Here is a 21380-nt window from a genome sequence, read left to right on the forward strand (position 1 = left end):
CTTTACACTCGTCGGCGATCTACGATCAAGTTATTTTTGAACGAAAAGCACCCCAAGGTCATATTTCTTGTAGTTAGAGGTTTGATTAGGTTGGGGATGGTGGCATGGGATTGGAATGGGGAGAAGTGGGGTGAACTTAGGCTGAAACTCCTTCTCCCTGCTCCCTTCTCCCCTATAGTCTTAACGAGTAATTTAGATAGTCAACAGCTTACCAAATTTAGGTTACACTTCCTCTTGATGGGAAAGACTGTATCTTGAGAAAATAATTGGGCTAAATAGACCCGAATTTAGGGGGTATTTTCTGGAAAAGAATCACTATAATTAAATAAAAATGGTACGCTATTTTTTCCCGATCCATCCATGACTAAAACCCGGGGCATTTGCGCCCCACCTTCGCGCCAAGCTTCGATCGCTTCTTTCTGTAAAACTAATCCTCCCCCCTGTTCTTTTAAAGTTTCTGCTAATAGTCTTTGTGCCTCAGCTTTCCCTTTAGCGCGATTGATTTCTGCCTGGGCCTGTTGTTCTGCTTCTTGGGTGATATAAACGGCTCTTTGGGCGCGTTGTTCCGCGATTTGTTTATCTTCGACAGCCCGAGCAAATTCCGGAGAAAAATTCAAATCTACCACACTGGTATCTAAGACTAGAATACCATACTTTTCTAACCGAGTCGATAGGGCATTATCAAAGTCTTCTTTTAACTCACTGCGTCGAGTAATTGCCTCCTCTACTGTTCTTTTAGCGGCGGCAATTTTAAAGGATTCTTGGGTTTGAGGGGCGATAATTTTAGCGACAATATTTTGTAGGGTACCTTGGGTTCTTCTAATTGCCACTACTTGAGTCGGATCAAGACGAAAATTAATCGCAAAACTAGCGGATAAATTTTGTAAATCTTTAGTGGAACTTTGGGCAGGAACTTCAAATTTTTGCACCGTAACATCGTAGATATCGACACTAGAAACAAAGGGAGGTTTAAAGTGAAATCCCTCCAATAAAACCCCGTCCTTAGCCTTTCCTAACACACTTAAAACCCCCGCTTGTCCGGGGGTGATAATCACATAGGCATTAAAGGCCGCTAAAATGACAATAGTGGCCAATAATCCCCCGATCAGGGAAAGTAAATTAATAGCATCTTTCTGGTTCACAGTTTATACTCCTTGATGAGCGACTAAAGCGATAATTTTTACCGCAATTGCTTGATTGACAGGCATCACTGACAGACGATTTCCTGTCCTTACTAATAATAATTCATCGGCCGTAAAATTTTGTTTTAAAATTCCCAGGGGCAGCAGTTGGGGAAAAAGGCGATCAAACTCAACTTTAACCGTCCACCAGCGCGGGTAATCTGGGGAGGATTTAGAATCATAGTAGGGACTATCGGTATCGAATTGTGTGGGATCGATCATATCAGTTTGCACTACTCGCATCAAGCCGACAATCCCTGGCGGGGTGGTATTAGAATGATAAAAAAAGGCTAAATCTCCCCGTTTCATCTGACGGAGAAAATTGCGCGCCTGATAATTTCGCACTCCCTCCCAAATAGTTTGACCATCTTTTTTTAAATCCTCGATACTATAGACATCGGGTTCCGATTTCATTAACCAGTAATTTAAATTCATCATTTATAGTTGTGATTAATTCACATAAGCTCAAAAATATTTTTAGCCGTTCCTGTCAGCCCTGTCACCATAGGGTTAAATATAATTCACTTTGACTGCTTTTGTAGTTCTACTCAAACAATTATTGAGGAGAATGTATCTAAAAATACTTTTGTTAGCGGCAATTTTTAAGGACTATGAGCGTTCAAGTCTAGCTATTCTTGGCAACCGTCAGTTTTTCCCTATAGGTAAAAATAATTTATTCTCCACTATTAAATCGCTCAAATAAGCTGTAAAATAGGATACATTGCTCTAAAAATCTCTAGCCAATCCATAGATTATCGGTGTTCCAAGCCACTCGCCGCCGTTTAGCCTTATGGTACACTGTTGTCACTGCCATACTACTGCTTTTTCTCGCTACGGGAATGTATTTTTATGTGCGCCATACCCTAGTGGATCGCATTGATGATACCCTCAAACACATCATTGAGGTGGTAAATCGTTCCCTCGTGATCGAATCGATTCCCCCGGATCAAGGACGTTATCGCGTCGATCCCCTCGCAAGTTTTCCCAGTCAGGGTAAATCCGTCGAGGACGATCATATAGATTTGGAATGGTTTGATCCCCAAGGTAATCTACTTTGGTCAACTCTGGCCGAATCCTTAGATATTCCCCTCCATCCCCACCGTCAAGGGGAAACTATTCGCTTATCCGATAATCGTCTGCTGCGACAAGTAACCGAAAGGGTGGAAATCGGTCATTATGTTTTGGGATATCTGCGGGTAAGTCATCCTTGGTTTGAGGTGACAAAACCGATTAGACAGCTATTATGGGATTTAATCGTCGGAATTTGCCTGATGATTGCTAGTGTTGCCTGGATTGGTTGGTTTTTGTCCGGTTTAGCCATTCAACCGGTAAAAGAGTCCTATCAGAGTTTAAAACAATTTACCGCCGATGCTTCCCATGAATTACGCAATCCGATCGCCACTATCCAAACTAACGTGCAAATGGCGATCGCCTATCCCCAAACTGGCCATCAACGCTTGCAGGTGATCGATCGTTTAACGGAAAGATTGGGCAATTTAGTCAATGATCTGCTCTTTTTAGCCCGTTCTGATAGTGGCATCGTCCAACCGATCGAGCAAGCTGTACCTTTGGATGCTCTATTGATGGAAGTGGTGGAAGAACAGCGTTTAATCGCCGATAAGCAGGGAATTTCCCTCTCTTTGTCGATCGTGGAACCAGACCAAGAGGATTTTTCCTACAGCGATGAAATGTTTACTATGCAGGGAGATTGGGATCAATTAGCCCGTTTATTCACAAATTTAATTTCTAATGCCCTAAAACACGCTTTTTTCCCCGAATCTGAGCCTAAAAATGTGGCAGTGGAATTGGAAAAAAGTAAACGCGATCGACAATCGGTGTTACTGGTACGCATCAAAGATAACGGAATCGGTATTCCCGAGGCTGCTTTGTCCCATATTTTCGATCGCTTTTATCGTCTCGATCCCGCACGACAAAATTCTGCCACTTCCGGGGGAACAGGATTAGGATTAGCGATCGCTTTAGCGATTACCCTCAGTCATCATGGACAAATTAGCGTCGAGAGTCAGATCGATCGAGGAACAGTTTTCACCGTCACCCTACCAAAAAGCCATCAACGGGAGAAAAAAACCGAAAAGTCAGAAGCTTAACACCTCTGACCTTTTTTTGATACCCCCAAGGGAATTCGAATCCCTGTCGCCTCCGTGAAAGGGAGGTGTCCTAGGCCACTAGACGATGGGGGCGTGGATTTCAGACCTTTTTAAATATAACAATAATCTTTCCGGGAGTCAAGGGTTTTGGCCAAAATTTTTTTAATCCCGCCCTTGCACAATAGGATAGTCTAATTGAAGATGTTATCGCCCAAAATCCATGGCTGCCGATCCCTATAAAAGCCGACTGTTCAACCTGATCAACCGTCGCTTGATCCGTCTGAAAGATAACCTCGGCCGCGTCTCCCGTCGCGGTCAAAATGCGATCGCTATTGCCCTGCAAATAGCCCTCTATCCCGTCTATTTGCTGGTACAATCCCTGCGGATGACGGCTAATCAATTGGGGAACAGTCTCCAGAAACAATTATCACCCCCCGGCAAAGAGGGGACGGATGCGATCAAAGAATTTCTACAGAGCTTATCTGACCAAGAAACGCCATTTATTGGCATAGCAGCCGATCTAGAGGATCAAGCTTTAGTTTTCGTCACTAACGATCACCAGACTGTTAAAATCACCGATAATCAAACCCAAAGACAAATAGAAAAACAAATTAGGACGGCACTGGCTAACTACGCCCTCGAAAACCGGAAAATTAAGCGATTAAATCCTCAATATCCGCCTTTATTACCGAATTTTACCGATAAAAATCCTGTCTTGCCTCCGATACGTTGGTTTTGGAACCTACTACGCTGGGAACAACAGGGGCAAATAGCGATCGCCATTAATCTATTCCAAGAATCCCATCTCGTCAAAACCCCGACACCACTCTCCTTACCACTGCCTAATTTCAATTCTCAAGCGATTTTAGAAGTCATTGACGAAAAATTAGCAATTTTCGAGGCTAAATTTCTCGCTGTCTCCCCCGCAATCCCCAGCAGTGTTAGCCACACCTCTAACCCCCCTTCCGATCTCGTTAACCAGTCCCCGACTCTCGAGAAAAATTCCTCCTATCTCTGGCGACTTTATTGGTTAATTTATGCTGCGATCGAGCATTTCTGGGCAAAAGAGAAGAATAATTTAGAATATAGTGCTGATTCACCCGCGTTATCGGCAAAATATCCCTTAAGTCTTCCTAATTCTCTGCTGATCACCTTCAAGCAACGTCTCCAGGATTGGCTAGAAAAACAAACCCAAGCGGATCCCTTCACGATCGGCAAACTCATCCAAGCGGCGATCGATCACTTCTTTTCCTCTCGCCAATCCCTGACATTTTCCGCCGTCAGCGAGCAACCATGGCTAGAATCCGCCGATATCTTGGCTATTTCTCCCCAAGACTCCGAAAAACTGCGCCTTAACCCCGCTTATCCCCTTCCCCAGTCCCCAGGCACACCAGCCGAGCCTCATAGCACAAAAAAAGCTTTTAGTCAAGAAAAACAAAATAAATCTTTACAAAAAATCCCCCCAGGAGAATCCCCCCCCGCCACCCAATTAGATCCCCGCTATGCCAAGGAAATAATTCAACCAATTAACGAGGAATGGTTAGAAACCGAATCAACCCCCGTCGGCTACGTTAAACACCCCTTAGAACGGATTTTAGAGGGATTAGATGCGATTATTTTATGGGTGGAGGAATTAGTTATTAAAATCTGGCGTTGGTTGCGGTACAATCGACGCATTTCTAAATTACTCAAACGCAAACGCTAAATCGATCGGTTTTGGGTATAGCCGAGCGGGTAGTCTTTCTGTTGTGAGAAACTTGAGACTATCTTTAGGGACTTACCTCTATCAATCTTAGACATTTCAGCAGTTAAAGTCATGGCCATAATCTCAAATTACCGAAATTTATCGACAAAAATAAGCTAAACTAACGGCAAAGATAATAAGTTTTGATTTTTTTTCTTCCTGAGCTGCAATGAACTACGGTATTTACACCCTCGGTAATGATGTCGTGTTTGACCAACTGGTGGCCTTGCTGAATAGCATCGCCGTCAATGCGGGTGCGGGTATGCCCGTCTGCGTCATCGCCTACGACGACCGCTTGGAAAAAACCGCCGCCGAAATCGCCACCCGTCCCAATGTCACCCTCTGGAATGACAAAGATCTGTTTAAGCCGTGGGAGGACTTTTCGTTACAAGTCTGGCAAGCTCACCCCACAGCACTGCAACATTGGCGGAAAACTGAAGGCATACAAGGAGTACGACGGTTGGGTATGAACCGCCGTTACTGTGCCTTTGACCCCAACGCCCCCTTTGAAAAATTCATCTACATTGATGCAGATGCGCTGATTTTGGATGATGTCACCCCTGTGTTTGAACAGTTAGACAGTTGTGATGTGGTGACTTACGACTTTCAGTACAAAGACCCTACCCACATTTACAATGTCAATTCGCCGAAACTGCTGGAAGTGTTTCCCCAAGAACGGATCGAGGCGGAGATCTTTTGTGCTGGGTTCTACGCCTCCAAGCGCGGCTTTATGCTGTCGGAACAAAGGGATTGGCTAGTGGCAAGGCTACAGGAGGGCGAGGCAGAGGTGTTGTATCCCTCGGCTCCCAATCAGTCGGTGCTGAACTATATGGTGATGAGATCGCAGCTATCCGTCTCTAACTTAGCGAAAGAATGGCCTGCCAGTCGTCGCACCGGTAACGCCGTCACCTCCGCCCATTTCCAACAACGGGATGGGCTATTATACGACCACGACAAACGCTTGACATACCTTCACTACATTGGTTTATCTTCCTCTCTGTTCACTCGACTTTGTAGCGGTGAAAATCTCGATTTTCCCTATCGAGATATTTTCTTACACTATCGTTATCTCTACGAACCTAGTCAACGTCCTGTTTTTACCGATAGTCCCAAACCCTATCAACCACCTACCCCAACCTTTTGGCAAAAAGTAACCAGAAAACTCGGTTTAGGAAAATAATAATTAGGAGTGAATAATCAGTTTTCAGGTTATTAAAGACTGATTATTTGTTGCCCCTTTTGCCTGTCCTGATATGTAGCCTATACTCAACGGATTTAGTATCAGTTATCTTAAGGGTGAGTTAGGAAGTCTCTGGTTTTAGGAAACGGGGAACAGCCAAGGAGCAACATTAGCTGGTCGTCTGGGGATGATAGCAAATTAGATCATACTTCATTGGTGTGAGAAACGCTGTAATTGTAAATATTTATTACATAGGGTTTGCTGAATAAATCTAAAAACCTTGTTGGATAAGGTTTTTAGACTTTTTTGACCTCAAAAAGTGCCGACCATTGGAGTGATTGGGGGGAAAATTCAGGTACTTTTTCCCTGAAAATTAGGTAGTTGACCACCTGAAAATCGATAAAACCCCACACCCCACACCCCACACCCCACACCCTGCCCCCAGGAAAAACTTTTTCAGCAAGCCCTACATAAGTTAAGATCCTCCCTAAAATAAGGGGAAAGATAGGATGTTTTGATTTTTCTACTTGGGATTACTTATGGAAGGTATTTGTACCTTAGCCAACGATCGCGTTTACGATCAATTAGTCGCCCTACTCAACAGCATCGAGGTAAATGCGGGAAAGGCTCTTCCTGTTTGTGTCTATCCCTACGATGACAACACCGAACGTATCAAGGCGGAAATTGCTCAACGTCCTAAGGTACAGTTATTTGATAATCAGGAAATTATCGAACGCTGGGATAATTTCGCTAAATCTGCTTGGGAACCCCATCCTACCGCTAAAGAACGCTGGTTAAAGGCTGGTAGCAAAGGTTATCATCGTTTTGGTACCCATCGTCGTTATTGTGCCTTTGATGGGCCGTTCGATCGCTTTATCTACATGGATGGTGATACCCTATTGATGAGTCCCTTAGATCGGGTTTTTGCACAGTTAGATAATTATGATTGTGTGGTCTACGATTTTCAGCACAAAGATATCACCCACGTTTATGAAGTTACTTCCCCAAAATTATTAGAAATCTTTCCCCAAGAACGTCTTAACCAAGAAATTTTCTGTTCGGGTTTTTATGGCTCAAAAAAAGGTTTATTTGACGGGGAACGCCGTAATTGGCTAATCGAACAATTGCGAGCAGGAGAAGCAGAAATTCTCTATCCGATGGCTCCCGATCAAACTATTGTCAATTATATGATGATGCGCTCAAATTTTTCTATATATAATCTAGCTCTTCAATTGCCTAAAGAAGAACGCACCGGCTGCTGTGTCACCTCTCCCCATTTTCAGGCTTTAGATAATATTCTTTATGATCAGGGCAACCGCTTGACATACCTTCACTACATTGGTTTATCTTCCTCTCTGTTCACGCGACTTTGTAGCGGTGAAAATCTCGATTTTCCCTATCGAGATATTTTCTTACACTATCGTTATCTCTACCAACCTAGTCAACGCCCTATATTTACCGGCAGTCCCAAACCCTATCAACCACCGACCCCAACTTTTTGGCAAAAAGTAACCAGAAAACTCGGTTTAGGAAAATAATCATTAGGGTCTGCTGAAAAAGTTTGTTGGTGGGGGCAGGGTGTGGGGTGTGGGGTGTGGGGTGTAGGGTTTTACCGATTTTGAGGTAGTCAGTTACCTAATTTTCAGGGAAAAAGTACCTGAATTTTACCCCCGATCCCTCCAATGGTCGGCACTTTTTGAGGTCAAAAAAGTCTAAAAGCCTTATCCAACAAGGTTTTTAGATTTATTCAGCAAGCCCTAATTATAGTCACTTCAATTAAGATTGAATCGTATCAGACTTATCTGAAATGACTATCCCTTTTGAAGGACTAATCTTCTGATAAGAAGAGTCCAGGCGAAAAAAAACCAAAAAGTAGCGGAATGTATAGCGCGCCACTACATCTCAGAAAAAACCTCTTACAATAGAGACAAAAGTGATCGGAGATCAATGGGGGTGAACGTCATGTTAGTGATTTTAACCGACGAACACATTCTCGATACGGGTTCTGTCTGTCAGGGCTGTCTTTTAGCCAACCAGCAGGGACAACCCCGGTGGCGAGAGGGTAAACTAGGCTGTGGTCACTCCTTGGGTAAAGGAGGAAGCCAACAGCCCAATCTCTACGAGTGTCAGATGGGCTTTACAATTGCTAATATTGAAGGCTAATCAGACCTTTTAAATGCTCAACTTAGAGTTGAGTTAGGGGTATTTTCTTGGGACTCGGAGGAGAGAATCAAGGCTATTACTAATACCCAATTCAGTTTAGATACAATGACAATAATGGCTGAGGGTTTCGTAGCATCGATCGTAGGCTTTTTGGGCTTGGGTTAAAACAGCGTCGGAAATTTCTATATCTAATTTTCTGGCTTGTTTAATAATTTTACCCGCTTTGATATTCTCGGAAGAATCTCCTATACCGCGGCTGCCAGTGGTTTTTAAAACTCGATATTCTTCAGAAAATCCCGTTTTAGTATCGAGATGACTCTGTAAACTATTAAAAACCAACTGACTTTGGTTTAATACCTGATCGTGGGTGATAAATAAACTCTTTTCTTTGCTGTTAATTAATTGAGCATAACTTTCTAAGGTGGCTAAACGACCGGTATAATAACCCAGGGCGTGCTGCTCGTTTTGATGCGGTTTAATATCTAGAATACTAGCTAAAGTGCGCTGCGGTTCTCGTAGTAAAAATATGGTCTTAACCGGATCAGATTGCAAAAAACTATGATCTAAAAACTTCTGATCGTGAAGAACTTTATCTAAAATATATTTATGATTCATGTTTAAATCTTTCAACCGCCAGTAGAGTTGAAACATTAAAGTTTTAAAATCCTCTTCACTCTCATAAACCAGATGAGTTTCGCCAAAACCGATAATTTCAGGATTAGAATTGAGGATATGGGTCAATAAAGACGAACCCGATCGCATATGGCTAAGAATAAATAAAACCTGATAGGGTTGGGGACGAAAGAGAATTTTATAGGGGTCTTTGGGTGTATCAATGCGTACCTGAAAATACTTATAAGTTAAACGATGGGTTAAACCCTGCCAAGATTGGGGTAAGCGATCGAGGGCTATAGTCATAGGTTAATAAGGAATTGTGTCAACTTGTCGCGAAGATTCCCCTATAATGTATCCCATTTAAGACCCAAACAAAAGTGAGGTTTATACAAAATGGGATTGCCAAGTTGTTCGCTCTGGTTTTTTACGGCGCGAACCGATGTCTGGTTTATGATGAACACTATTCCCCATCTAGTCAAAATGAGTCAGTTTCCCTTCGAGGAAAAGGTACTCGCTATTGACACGGCCCCTTTAAGCGGGGAAAAGGTTAATCGCCCCGGACTGGGTACAATGGAGGAGTTAAGAGCCTGTGGTGAAAAATTAGTTAAAGATGGCATAATCGATCGCCTAGTGGATTTTAACTACGATCCCAGCTATCGTCAGCGCATCTATCAAAAGCATTTCGGCAGTCCCCTCCGTTCCACCCATAACTACAAAGGTTATCCGATTTTCGGCTCGATCTTCAAAATCGAGTCCTGTCGCAGCGATTATATGGTCCATTATGACAGCGACATGATGCTCTACCAAGAACCGGATTACAGTTGGATTCGCGAAGGGATCGAGTTAATGGAAACCCATCCAGAAATGATGTTTGTGCGTCCTTTGTCCGGTCCGCCGCGGCCCGATGGTACGATTGATTCTGCCCATCCCTGCACGAAAAATCCCGATGGATTCTATCAATTTAAATTTTTTGGTAGTCGTGCCTATCTACTTAATTGTCGTCGCTACGATCGCCTTTTACCGATCACCCCCCTCTGGCGCTCTTATAAAAATACCTTTCTCGATCATTTACCCGATGGTTTAAAAACTTGGGGCAATATTTTGACCGGCAAAGGAAAACTCGACTCTTGGGAAATTATGGTTTCTCGCTCCCTAGAACAAAGCAACTACTATCGCGCCACTCTCACCAATGCCAAGGGTTGGACTCTGCACCCCAACGAGCGCTCTGCCGCTTTTAGGCAAGCTTGGCCGACTATTATCGAAAAAATCGAAGCGGGTATTTACCCACCGACCCAAGCTGGTTATTATGACCTGATCCCGGAATTATGGTATTAAAAGAGCGTTAGTTCTCTAGATTTGAGGTGAGGTGGTACTTAGGGTCTGCTGAAAAAGTTTTTCCCGGTGGCAGGGTGTGGGGTGTGGGGTTTTACTCATTTTCAGGTGGTCAATTACCTAATTTTCAGGGAAAAAGTCCAGGAATTTTACCCCCGATCACTCCAATGCTAGGCACTTTTTGAGGTCAAAAAAGCCTAAAAACCTTATCCAACAAGCTTTTTAGATTTATTCAGCAAGCCCTACTTAGGGCTTGCTGGTGAAGCGATCGCCGCTTAGATTTCATAGCACCGGCTGTAAGCGCCTGTTGTTTTCGTTAAACGATGTAATATTTTGTGTACACCGCAACTCATTGACGATTGCGTAATGTAGAAAGTGAGTGCGGCGACAATTGTACTTGTCAAACAATGGTATAGTACAAGTAAATTGCTAATTATCGGCAGGTAGCGTCTGTCATCGAAAATTTGGGTCTGAAACCCCGCCGTTTTACGGCGGCTTTGCTGTTAAATATGAGCATCGTTTACGAAATATATGCTAAAATGTGAGGTATGGAAAAAGCCTATTCGTTTCGATTTTACCCCACACCCGAACAAGAGTCGCTATTGCGGCGCACTTTGGGCTGTGTAAGATTAGTTTACAACAAAGCTCTCCACGAACGAACACAAGCTTGGTATGAAAGACAAGAAAGAGTAGGCTACGCTCAAACTTCTTCAATGTTGACCGATTGGAAAAAGCAAGAAGAATTAGACTTTTTAAACGAAGTTAGCTGTGTACCTTTACAACAAGGGTTAAGACACCTACAAACAGCTTTTACTAATTTCTTTGCTGGTCGTACTAAGTATCCTAACTTTAAGAAAAAACATCAAGGAGGAAGTGCCGAATTTACCAAATCTGCTTTTAAATTCAAAGACAAACAAATCTATTTAGCTAAATGCACAGAACCCTTACCTATTCGATGGTCAAGACAAATACCAGAAAGCTGTGAACCAAGCACAGTAACAGTCAGATTACATCCTTCTGGACGTTGGCATATTTCAATAAGATTTGATGACCCAACAATCCAGCCATTACCCCCAACCGATAAAGCCATCGGAATTGACTTAGGAATTAGTAGCCTTGTGATTACCAGCGATGGCGATAAAGTGTCTAATCCCAAGCATTTTAACAAGCATTATCGGAGACTGCGAAGAGCATCTAAAAATCTTTCTAGAAAACAGAAAGGCTCAAAAAATCGGGAAAAAGCGAGAATCAAAGTAGCAAGGATTCACGCTCAAATTACTGATAGTAGAAAAGACCATTTACATAAGCTAACCACTCAATTAGTTCGTGAAAACCAAACGATTGTTGTTGAGAATTTAGCCGTTAAGAATATGGTCAAAAACCCGAAATTATCTCAGGCAATATCTGACGTAAGCTGGGGAGAAATAACCCGACAATTAGCCTATAAATGCCGTTGGTATGGGAGAAATTACATCGAAATAGATAGATGGTTTCCTAGCTCTAAAAGGTGTAGTAATTGCGGGTATATTGCTGAGAAAATGCCGTTAAATATTCGAGAGTGGGATTGTCCAGACTGTGGGACGCACCATGACCGAGATATTAACGCTAGTAAAAATATTTTGGCCGCAGGGCTTGCGGTGTCAGTCTGTCGAGCGACCATAAGACCAGAACAGAGTAAATCTGTTAAGGCAGGTGCGAAAAATCCTTCGGGAAAGAAACAGAAACCTAAATCGTGAGGTTTGGGAATCACCGTCCGTTCACGGCGGTGAGGATGTCAAAGATATAGCTTGTGGAGTTAAAATATGTCTAGTACACACACTGGTATTGAGTGGACTGATAAAACGTGGAATCCAACAACTGGGTGCGATAAAATTAGCACTGGCTGTCTGCATTGTTATGCCGAAGCTATTACACAGCGTTTTCCCAAGAACTTTCCCAATGGATTCAGCTTGACTTTGCATCCAGAAAGATTGGAAGAACCCTTACGTTGGCGCACTCCCAGTCGAGTTTTTGTCAACTCAATGAGTGACCTTTTTCATGATGATGTGCCTCTCGACTTTATCAGACAAGTTTTCTCAGTTATTCATTCAACACCTTGGCATATATATCAGATTCTAACAAAGCGACAAAGCCGTTTAGGTGATTTAGCGTCTCAATTAGATTTTCCAGAAAACATTTGGCTAGGTGTATCTGTCGAGAACCAAAACCACATAGATCGGATTGAATATCTTCGGACAGTTCCTGTTTCAGTGCGTTTCATTTCATGTGAGCCACTTTTAGGACCACTAGAACTTAATTTAACTAGCATTGATTGGGTTATTGTCGGCGGAGAATCCGGGCAAAAACATCGCCAGATGAAACTTGACTGGGCAAGGGATATCCGCAATCAATGTCAAAATTCAGGGGTAGCATTTTTTTTCAAACAAGTTGGGGGAAGGACACCGAAAGCAGCAGGTAGATTACTTGATGATAAAATCTGGGACGAGATGCCTAATGCCTGGAATCAGCATATCCAAACATGGGGAAGTGTCCCACTTAAATCGGCGAGGCGGTTAGAAAAATTAGAGCTTATTGCTTAACTGGAAATGTAACCTTTAAATCATCCGCAAACGTTCCTTTTCGCCGTTTTTTGTCCTCGGGTGAATGTACTGTGACTTTTCCTTGAGATTCAAGATTGCTAAGGGCAGTTTTGTAATTTTTTTTAATGTACGGTTTTCCCACATGATGCTGGTCGTAAATCTCTGCCATCGTCATAGTTTTACCTGAAAAATTGTCCAACAACATAGATTCCAGTTGATCAAGAGGACGGGTTAGCTCAAAGAGTAACGGTTGTTGAAGAGTTGCAGGATTATACTCAAAAGATGGTACGCCCTGCGTCTGTTCAGAACTCTCTTTAGCCATTATCTCTTTCATAATTTCATAGCCTTTAGGGTGCTTGCTTACAAAAATTAGGTGATGGCTAGTACGATTTCCCATTTCATGTCTGAAACGAAATGGAAGAACATATTTACCACCCATTTCCAAGGCTTCACAGATATATTCTACAACGGTTAACTCACGCTCTTGTGGAGTAAGTGTTTTCAATCGTTTGCGGAGTTGATCTGCTCCTACTTGTCCGAATAGCGCATTCATGTTTTCTTTGACTGCATCATTATTTAAACCCATGTTGATGCGATTGTAATTGAAGAAGAAGATGCAATCACAACCCCAATCTTTGACGACCGAATTAACAAGTTGAAGAGATAGCCCCTTGTAACCCCAAGGATCAACAAAAAGTAAAGTGGGAACTAATTTCATGCTTTGGAAGATTTTAACTATGTCCTCTCCCACCTCATATTTTGATATTTGAGGGCGGTATTTTAAATTTTCTATGCCCGGAATTGAATCTATAGCTTGTTGAAGAGAATTAACATTTTCGACATCGGCATCGTTAAAGATCGATACCAGCATATTTCGCATATCTGTATCGGCGATGGCAGTTTCTAGAACCTTTACTGGGGTTGATTTTGAGCCATCTTTATATCGTCCTGCACCAGCAAAAAGGTCAACATAAGCGATTTTCTGGACTGAAGACGATCCCTTAACTTTTGAAATTATAACTTTTGCCCAAGCCCAGAAATATTTCTCAACAATCCTAGCTTTGATCAAGGACTGTTCTTTTTGCTCATTGAAGAAGGAATTTTCAGTCATAAGCTATATCAATAGTTACGATGCCGAAGGCTCTGGGTAGCGGCAAGTCGCTCTCGTCGGATGCGTTAATCAAACATAACATACCTTATTTTTGTTTGAATTATACTAAATCCGTTGAGTATAGGCTACATATCAGGAGAGGCACTCATGCAAGAGGCACTCATGCAAAAGGGAGAATAAATAATCAGTTTTTAATAACCAGATTTAGTATTAGAGAAGACAGGAGTTGACATCCTCACCGCCGTAAACGGACGGTGATTCCCAAACCTCACGATTTGAGTTTCTGCTTCTTTCCCGAAGGATTTTTCGCACCTGCCTTAACAGATTTACTCTGTTCTGGTCTTATGGTCGCTCGACAGACTGACACCGCAAGCCCTGCGGCCAAAATATTTTTACTAGCGTTAATATCTCGGTCATGGTGCGTCCCACAGTCTGGACAATCCCACTCTCGAACATTTAACGGCATTTTCTCAGCAATATACCCGCAATTACTACATCTTTTAGAGCTAGGAAACCATCTATCTATTTCGATGTAATTTCTGCCATACCAACGGCATTTATAGGCTAATTGTCGAGTGATTTCTCCCCAACTTACATCAGATATTGCCTGAGATAACTTGGGGTTTTTGACCATATTCTTGACGGCTAAATTCTCAACCACAACCGTTTGGTTTTCACGAACTAATTGAGTGGTTAGCTTATGTAAATGGTCTTTTCTACTATCAGTAATTTGAGCGTGAATCCTTGCTACTTTGATTCTCGCTTTTTCCCGATTTTTTGAGCCTTTCTGTTTTCGAGAAAGACTTTTTTGTGCCTTTCGCAGTCTCCGATAATGTTTCTTAAAATGCTTAGGATTAGATACCTTGTCTCCATCGCTGGTAATTACTAGGCTACTAATTCCTAAGTCAATTCCGATGGCTTTATCGGTTGGGGGTAATGGCTGGATTGTTGGGTCATCAAATCTTATTGAAATATGCCAACGTCCAGAAGGATGTAATCTGACTGTTACTGTGCTTGGTTCACAGCTTTCTGGTATTTGTCTTGACCATCGAATAGGTAAGGGTTCTGTGCATTTAGCTAAATAGATTTGTTTGTCTTTGAATTTAAAAGCAGATTTGGTAAATTCGGCACTTCCTCCTTGATGTTTTTTCTTAAAGTTAGGATACTTAGTACGACCAGCAAAGAAGTTAGTAAAAGCTGTTTGTAAATGTCTTAACCCTTGTTGTAAAGGTACACAGCTTACTTCATTGAGAAAGTCTAATTCTTCTTGTTTTTTCCAATCGGTTAGCATTGAAGAAGTTTGAGCGTAGCCTACTCTTTCTTGTCTTTCGTACCAAGCTTGTGTTCGTTCGTGGAGAGCTTTATTGTAAACCAATCTTACACATCCCAAAGTGCGCCGCAATAGCGACTCTTGTTCTGGTGTCGGGTAAAATCGGTAAGAATAGGCTTTTTCCATGTCTCATATTTTAGCATATATTTCGTAAATGTGCTAATATTTAACAGCAAAGCCGCCGTAAAACGGCGGGGTTTCAGACCCAAAATTTTCGATGAAACAACCCAAAAGAAAACCCAACCACCGCGATGGGAAGATTGGGTTTTCTGGTTATCAATTGATTTTAAGGGGCCAAAGCGTTACCGCGCAGGAGAGAACCGATAGTTTTAGCGGTAATCTTCATCTGTACGAGAGGATTAGCGGGAACAACGGTTTTATAGAGATAACTGTCAAAAGTCATCTTCTGTACGTCCTTATCGGAACACATTTCCACAAAAGCTTCCCGGGTGGCATCGGTACGGTAGAAAACCCGTTGCAGGATATCTAATACCAGATAGGTCATACCGTATTTCTTATCCCAACGCTTGAGGTAGAGTTTCAATTCGTCCTCTGTGGGAATACGTTGGCCGCCGTTAGTGACTTCGACAATGGTTTCGGCACACATCCGCGCCGATTTAGCGGCGAAATAGATGCCTTCTCCCGAAGACTTGGTAACTGTTCCCGCAGCATCGCCTACGAGGGCTACGCGACCGACTACACGACGAGGACGGGGATGTTCGGGGATGGGGTGAGCCTCCACGCGGATGATTTCGCCCCCTTCCAGACGACGGGCTGCGCGAGCGCGAATACCAGCTTGTAGGTCTTTAATCATGGCTTTATTGACCTTCATTGTGCCAGTACCGACGGCGACGTGATCGTATTTGGGGAATACCCAAGCGTAGAAGTCGGGGGATACGTCTTTTCCTACATACATTTCGGCCAGGTCTTCGTAGTAGGCCATTTTATCTTGAGGAAGACGGATGCGTTCTTGGAAAGCGATCGCATAGTTGTAATCCCCGGCATCAATAGCTTTGGCAATGCGGGAATTAGCACCGTCGGCGCCGATAACCACGTCCACCTTCAGAGATTTCATTTCCCCTTGGGAATTGCCGTGGGAGTGATCGGCGTAGTGTAGGGTATAGGGATCGGTGCTATTGGTGGGAATGTCGAGACCGTAAACGGTTCCGTTGATTAAATGCGCTCCTAATTTATGGGCGCGTTCTCTCATAAAACCGTCGAGGACTTCCCGACGACACATTCCGATATATTCGTCTTGATTATCGAGATTAATATCGACTTCGACGTTAGAGGGGGAGATCATTTTCATTTTTCTCACCCGGCGATCGATAATTTCAGGAGGTAGGTCAAATTCGCTCACCATACAGAGAGGAATCGCTCCACCACAGGGTTTAGCATTATCTAATTTGCGTTCAAATAAATAGGTTTCAATGCCTGCTTTAGCTAATGTTTCTGCCGCCGAAGAACCGGCCGGCCCTGAACCCACAACAGCGACTCTTAACACTCAGGTTTTCTCCTACATACTTACGAGCGAGTACGCTTTGCAGTGTACCACAGGGGTTTAGCCGAAAGGAACGATATCCTCCGATTCTGCCCGATCTTGCAACAGTGCTTAACATCCTCTGTTACAAAAGTTTATTTTACTGCCCGTAGATGTTTTTTTATCGATGTGTTGTATTGTGTTACACCCCTCTCCCAAACTGGGAAAAGGGGATAGCTGCGAGGATTGTTAAGCTCTTGCTTTCAACCAATCGCTAATAGCGGGGGGTAAATCCCGTTGCACTTTGCCACTGACATACATTCCGATATGTCCGACGGGGAAAGCACAAGCGGTATAGTCAGAAGTACCGATATAATTCCCTAAAGCGAGGGAAGAAGCGGGAGGGACAAGGTGATCTTTATCCGCATAAAGATTGAGAATTGGCATGGTCAGATTGTGTAAATCTACCCGTTTATCTCCTAACATCACTTCCCCTTTAATCAGTTTATTTTGCTGATAGAAATCCTTGAGAAACTGTCGGTAGGATTCTCCCGCTTGGTCGGGACTATCAAAAATCCATTTTTCCATACGCAGAAAATTAACTAATTTTGATTCGTCTTCCATGATGTCAGGAAAATCAAGGTATTTCTGATAACCTAACTGCAAAGGTTTCAATTCCAGAAATTCTAAGTTGAGAAAATCTCCCGGGATATTGCCCATAGTATCTACCATTAAATCGATGTCTAATGCTTCGGCTCCCAAGGAACACCCCCCGCGCATATTTAAGAGGGTCTCGGTTTGATAAAAGTCCACTGGTGTCACCATTGTCACCAGATTTTTTATCTTATCGGGGTAGAGGGAACTATAGCATAAACTAAAGGTTCCCCCCTGACAGATTCCTAACAGATTAATTTTGTCGAGATGGTGACTTTGACGAATAAAATCGACGCAATTATCGACATAACCATTGATATAATCATCAAGGGTTAACCAGCGATCGCTTCTGGTGGGATATCCCCAATCAATTAAGTAGATATCTAAGCCTAATTTCAGCAGATTGGCCACTAAAGAACGCCCTTCCTGTAAATCTACCATGTAGGGACGATTGACCAAAGCATATACCATCAACAAGGGAATCTCGAAGGGTTTTTCGACCACGGGTTTAAAGTGGTAGAGAATGATTTTATCTTCCCGATAAACTGCTTCTTTTTCCGAGACTCCACACTGAATATCTTCTTCTTTAACTCGTTTGAGATTGTCTAACCCTTTGAGATTTTTCTGAGTTAATTCTAGATAATCTTGGGTAAAATCTTCCAGTTTCACTTGCGTCAAAAATGGCCACATAATTTAATTCTCCTAGGGAAGTGGGGATTTTTCAGTGAGCAGTGAACAGTAAACAGTAATCAGTGAAAAGAAAGTTCCGAAGTTTTCACCTAACACTATATACTGAAAACTGCAATCCGATAACTGATAACTGATAACTGATAACTGATAACTGATAACTGATTGTCAAGCACAATTAACTAATTGTTACTTTCTACTGCTTTTTTTTCTCCTAAAGTTTTTTTGAGACTTTTTACCTCTTTGCGTAATTCATAGATAGTCCGATGAATTTCATCGACTTCGCTGCGGGTAGGCAGATTCATCGAACGCAGGTAAATTTCCATTAAATCCTGCTGTTTGATGCGATAATCATTGAGGGAATTAATAAATTTACCCCGTACTTTTAGGTTTTCTGGTTGACAAAAGGCCTTTTCAAAAATATCATCAGCGACGACACTCCACACATCTTGAAACTCTCGCCAATTCTTGACAGGTTCACCTTTTTGTGCTAGGAAAACTAATTTTTTAGTTAAAGCTTCAAAGGATTTAACTTGAATATCAGCCAGCACAATTTGATAGTTAATACTAGCTTGATAAAGAACGCGCCAAGTTTCAAAACTATCGAGTAATTTGCGGTTAAATTCTCGCGGCAATCCCAACAAAGGCATCTGTAACCATTGGCCAAAAGTTTCATCATAAAACTTCTGCCAATAGATATTATTGAGTTCGATCAAAGAAGAAGTATTACCTAACCAAGCTTTGGTTATTGTGTCATTTGACAGGACGAAAGGATCGAACCATAAATGATTGAGACTTTGTAATTGTTGCAGGTAAATTGTCCATAGTTGACTGACATCTTGACTACTTTGGGAAGTGGTAGTAGTAAAACTATTCAGTTGACCGCGCATCTGTTGGGTATAATTATCTAAAATTGTTTGCCAGTCTTCTCCTGTTTGCATTTTTGGGAAGATACTTTCCCAAGCTTCCATCGATAATTTTAGGAATTTGATCAATAAATCCCGATTATCAAAATAGCGCTGGGTTGCCTCTTGCAATTCTGGTTTAATATTGCCCATAGGAGTCGGTATCGCCCCCATCATATCAAACCAACTTGACCACATTTTTGCCCCAGTTTCCGTCCAAAGATTGACGTAATCGGCGGCCATCTCGCTCCAAGCTTGTGTCGGTTTATCCATTATTTTTGCCCTTTTCCTTTAACGCTGATTTCGCTAGTTTACTAACCCACCCTACACCCTACACCCGATAACTGATAACTGATAACTGATAACTGATAACTGATAACTGATTAGGTGTGATGGGCCCCATTAACTCTGAGGACTTCTCCAGAGACATAACTGCTGGCAACAGGAGAGAGTAAATAGGCAGTTGCCCAGGCGATATCTGCGGGTTCACCGAAGCGACGACAGGGAATTTCGGCGGTGATTTTATCGCGAACTTTATCGGGAATCGCTAAAGTCATTTCCGTGTTAATAAACCCCGGCGCAATCGCATTGGCGCGAATATTATAACGGGCAGCTTCTCGCGCTAGGGATTTGACTAAACCAATAACTGCCGCTTTTGTGGCCGCGTAATTAGTTTGGCCGGCATTACCGCGATCACCGGAAATAGAACTAATACAAACGATCGATCCCGCTTGTCGTTCATACATTCCCTCAATAAACGGCTTAATTGTGTGATTAACCCCTTTTAGGTTGACATTAATCACTAAATCCCAATCTAGCGGCGTTAATTTAGGGAAAAAGTTATCTCTGGTAATCCCCGCGTTAGCGACGATGCCGTACACCGGCCCCAATTCCGCTTCAATTTGTTGAGCTGCCGCTTCCATAGATTCCAACTTAGTTACGTCGGCCACAATGCCTAAACCCTGGGGATTATCGGTGACTAAATCGGTGTAAGCCACCTTGGCCCCCAAATCTATCAAAAGAGAGACAATAGCCGCCCCAATGCCTCGATTTCCGCCCGTCACGACGATAACTTTTTCCTCTAGTCCCAGAGATACCATAGCTTTTTCCTCCTAAACTCTTTCAATTGCGATCGCTGTTCCGCCACCGGTCCCATGACAGATGGCCCCCATACCGAGGGTTTTATCCTGTACTTTCAACGCGTTAATTAACGTCACCAGAATCCGCGCTCCGGAAGCACCGATAGGATGACCCAAGGCGATCGCACCACCGTGAACGTTTTGTTTTTCCCTAGCTAACCCCAGATCCATCTCAAAAAGCAGATTATTTAGGGCAAAAGCTTCGTTATTTTCCACTAAATCGAAATCTTCGATCGTTTTATCTAGGGATGCCAGTAATTTTTTCACCGCGAGGACGGGGAACTCTGGGAAGCGATCGGTTTTGCCAGCACCCACAGCGCCGCCAAGGATTTTGGCAATTGGTTTTAAACCGTACTGATCCACAGCTTTTTGACTGGCTAAAAGGATAGCGGCAGCCCCATCGGAAATCTGACTACTATTCCCCGCAGTTAAAACTCCCGACGGATTAAAAGCCGGCCGCAGTTTTCCTAACCCTTCTGGGGTACTATCGGAACGAATACCCTCATCTTGAGCAATAATTGTGGAACCTTTCTTAGATTTAAGCTCAATTGGCACGATTTCGCCCTTAAACCAGCCTTTTTCTGTGGCTGTGGCCGCTCTTTGGTGGGATAAGGCGGCAATTTCGTCTAATGCTTGCCGAGAAACCCCGCGATCGAGACAGAGGCGATCCACTTGGGAACCCATGACCTCAGTCGTGGTAGCATCGGTTAAGCCATCGTGGAGTAATAAATCGGTTAATTGTTCCGGCGCACCCATGAGGAATTTATAACCCCACCGGGCCCGATGGGAGAGAAAAAAGCCGGTTTGGGACATGGATTCAATACCACCAGCGAGGACGAGATCCGCTTCTCCGGCGCGGATTGAGGTGGCAGCGTTACTAACGGCAATCATTCCCGAAGAACAAACCATATCCACCCGATATCCGTCCACGCTTACGGGAATTCCCGCTTTAATCGCCGCTTGTCGGGGAATTAACTGACCATGACCCGCTCCCAAAACATTGCCGAAAATGTACAAATCTAGGGCTTCTGGGGGCAAATTAGCGATTTCTAGGGCGGATTTCATCACTGTTGCCCCTAAATCGGCCGGGGATAATCCCATCAATCCCCCACCAAAACGACCAATTGGAGTCCGGACTGCGGCCACGATATAAACTTCTTGCATAGACTTCT

18 protein-coding genes and 1 tRNA gene are annotated in these 21380 nt (G+C 43.1%); 8 read left to right on the forward strand and 11 right to left on the reverse strand.

What is annotated here, in order from left to right; all coding sequences use genetic code 11:
* Nucleotides 1-287 precede the first annotated feature (287 nt).
* Entirely contained in the window at nucleotides 288-1142 is an 855-nt protein-coding gene (locus tag MAE_RS21630; protein ID WP_002763389.1) for a prohibitin family protein, read from the reverse strand.
* A gap of 3 nt (nucleotides 1143-1145) precedes the next feature.
* Nucleotides 1146-1619 (reverse strand): EVE domain-containing protein, encoded by a 474-nt coding sequence (locus MAE_RS21635; protein ID WP_041804275.1) that lies wholly within the window; start codon nucleotides 1617-1619, stop codon nucleotides 1146-1148.
* 320 nt (nucleotides 1620-1939) lie between these two features.
* Between MAE_RS21635 and MAE_RS21640 the strand changes: the two genes are divergently transcribed.
* Nucleotides 1940-3289, forward strand: coding sequence for a sensor histidine kinase (locus MAE_RS21640; protein WP_012267447.1), 1350 nt, complete (start codon nucleotides 1940-1942; stop codon nucleotides 3287-3289).
* A 20-nt stretch (nucleotides 3290-3309) separates the two neighbouring features.
* Here the strand turns inward: MAE_RS21640 and MAE_RS21645 are convergent.
* Nucleotides 3310-3382, reverse strand: a tRNA-Glu gene (locus MAE_RS21645).
* A gap of 127 nt (nucleotides 3383-3509) precedes the next feature.
* Here MAE_RS21645 and MAE_RS21650 point away from each other — a divergent pair.
* From MAE_RS21650 to MAE_RS21665, 4 genes are all read left to right on the forward strand, one after another.
* Nucleotides 3510-4994, forward strand: coding sequence for a hypothetical protein (locus tag MAE_RS21650; RefSeq protein ID WP_041804276.1), 1485 nt, complete (start codon nucleotides 3510-3512; stop codon nucleotides 4992-4994).
* A gap of 208 nt (nucleotides 4995-5202) precedes the next feature.
* Nucleotides 5203-6213 (forward strand): Npun_R2821/Npun_R2822 family protein, encoded by a 1011-nt coding sequence (locus tag MAE_RS21655; RefSeq protein WP_012267449.1) that lies wholly within the window; start codon nucleotides 5203-5205, stop codon nucleotides 6211-6213.
* A gap of 539 nt (nucleotides 6214-6752) precedes the next feature.
* Entirely contained in the window at nucleotides 6753-7751 is a 999-nt protein-coding gene (locus MAE_RS21660) for an Npun_R2821/Npun_R2822 family protein (RefSeq protein WP_012267450.1), read from the forward strand.
* A 424-nt stretch (nucleotides 7752-8175) separates the two neighbouring features.
* Nucleotides 8176-8376, forward strand: coding sequence for a hypothetical protein (locus tag MAE_RS21665; protein ID WP_002735656.1), 201 nt, complete (start codon nucleotides 8176-8178; stop codon nucleotides 8374-8376).
* Between the two features lie 96 nt (nucleotides 8377-8472).
* Here the strand turns inward: MAE_RS21665 and MAE_RS21670 are convergent, their stop codons facing one another.
* Nucleotides 8473-9294 carry a nucleoside triphosphate hydrolase gene (locus tag MAE_RS21670; RefSeq protein ID WP_002763378.1) on the reverse strand — a complete coding sequence of 274 codons (822 nt, stop codon included), beginning with the start codon at nucleotides 9292-9294 and terminating at the stop codon, nucleotides 8473-8475.
* Nucleotides 9295-9384: 90 nt separating this feature from the next.
* Between MAE_RS21670 and MAE_RS21675 the strand changes: the two genes are divergently transcribed.
* The 3 genes from MAE_RS21675 (at nucleotide 9385) to MAE_RS21685 (ending at nucleotide 12902) form a co-directional block, all read left to right on the forward strand.
* Nucleotides 9385-10326 carry a hypothetical protein gene (locus MAE_RS21675; RefSeq protein WP_012267451.1) on the forward strand — a complete coding sequence of 314 codons (942 nt, stop codon included), beginning with the start codon at nucleotides 9385-9387 and terminating at the stop codon, nucleotides 10324-10326.
* Between the two features lie 545 nt (nucleotides 10327-10871).
* Nucleotides 10872-12059 carry an RNA-guided endonuclease InsQ/TnpB family protein gene (locus MAE_RS21680; protein WP_012267453.1) on the forward strand — a complete coding sequence of 396 codons (1188 nt, stop codon included), beginning with the start codon at nucleotides 10872-10874 and terminating at the stop codon, nucleotides 12057-12059.
* Between the two features lie 66 nt (nucleotides 12060-12125).
* Nucleotides 12126-12902 (forward strand): DUF5131 family protein, encoded by a 777-nt coding sequence (locus MAE_RS21685; protein ID WP_012267454.1) that lies wholly within the window; start codon nucleotides 12126-12128, stop codon nucleotides 12900-12902.
* Here MAE_RS21685 and MAE_RS21690 read toward each other — a convergent pair.
* From MAE_RS21690 to phaA, 7 genes are all read right to left on the reverse strand, one after another.
* On the reverse strand, nucleotides 12892-14013 hold the full coding sequence (locus MAE_RS21690) for a three-Cys-motif partner protein TcmP (protein WP_012267455.1): 1122 nt from the start codon (nucleotides 14011-14013) through the stop codon (nucleotides 12892-12894). The two genes, MAE_RS21685 and MAE_RS21690, sit on opposite strands and share 11 nt — an antisense overlap.
* Nucleotides 14014-14281: 268 nt before the next feature.
* Nucleotides 14282-15469 carry an RNA-guided endonuclease InsQ/TnpB family protein gene (locus MAE_RS21695; RefSeq protein ID WP_012267457.1) on the reverse strand — a complete coding sequence of 396 codons (1188 nt, stop codon included), beginning with the start codon at nucleotides 15467-15469 and terminating at the stop codon, nucleotides 14282-14284.
* 160 nt (nucleotides 15470-15629) lie between these two features.
* Nucleotides 15630-16847, reverse strand: coding sequence for a geranylgeranyl reductase (gene chlP / locus MAE_RS21700; protein WP_002735532.1), 1218 nt, complete (start codon nucleotides 16845-16847; stop codon nucleotides 15630-15632).
* A 225-nt stretch (nucleotides 16848-17072) separates the two neighbouring features.
* On the reverse strand, nucleotides 17073-18167 hold the full coding sequence (locus MAE_RS21705; RefSeq protein ID WP_012267458.1) for a class III poly(R)-hydroxyalkanoic acid synthase subunit PhaC: 1095 nt from the start codon (nucleotides 18165-18167) through the stop codon (nucleotides 17073-17075).
* 179 nt (nucleotides 18168-18346) lie between these two features.
* A complete protein-coding gene (gene phaE / locus MAE_RS21710) occupies nucleotides 18347-19342 on the reverse strand; it encodes a class III poly(R)-hydroxyalkanoic acid synthase subunit PhaE (RefSeq protein WP_012267459.1) in 996 nt (331 codons plus the stop codon).
* A gap of 110 nt (nucleotides 19343-19452) precedes the next feature.
* Nucleotides 19453-20169: an acetoacetyl-CoA reductase PhaB gene (phaB, locus tag MAE_RS21715; protein WP_002744478.1), complete on the reverse strand. Its 717-nt coding sequence runs from the start codon at nucleotides 20167-20169 to the stop codon at nucleotides 19453-19455.
* Nucleotides 20170-20181: 12 nt separating this feature from the next.
* The gene (phaA, locus tag MAE_RS21720) at nucleotides 20182-21372 is read right to left on the reverse strand and encodes an acetyl-CoA acetyltransferase PhaA (RefSeq protein ID WP_041804277.1); all 1191 of its coding nucleotides are present in this window, start codon (nucleotides 21370-21372) and stop codon (nucleotides 20182-20184) included.
* Between the last annotated feature and the right edge of the window lie 8 nt (nucleotides 21373-21380).

This window comes from Microcystis aeruginosa NIES-843 (assembly GCF_000010625.1).
GTDB classification, from domain to species: domain Bacteria; phylum Cyanobacteriota; class Cyanobacteriia; order Cyanobacteriales; family Microcystaceae; genus Microcystis; species Microcystis aeruginosa.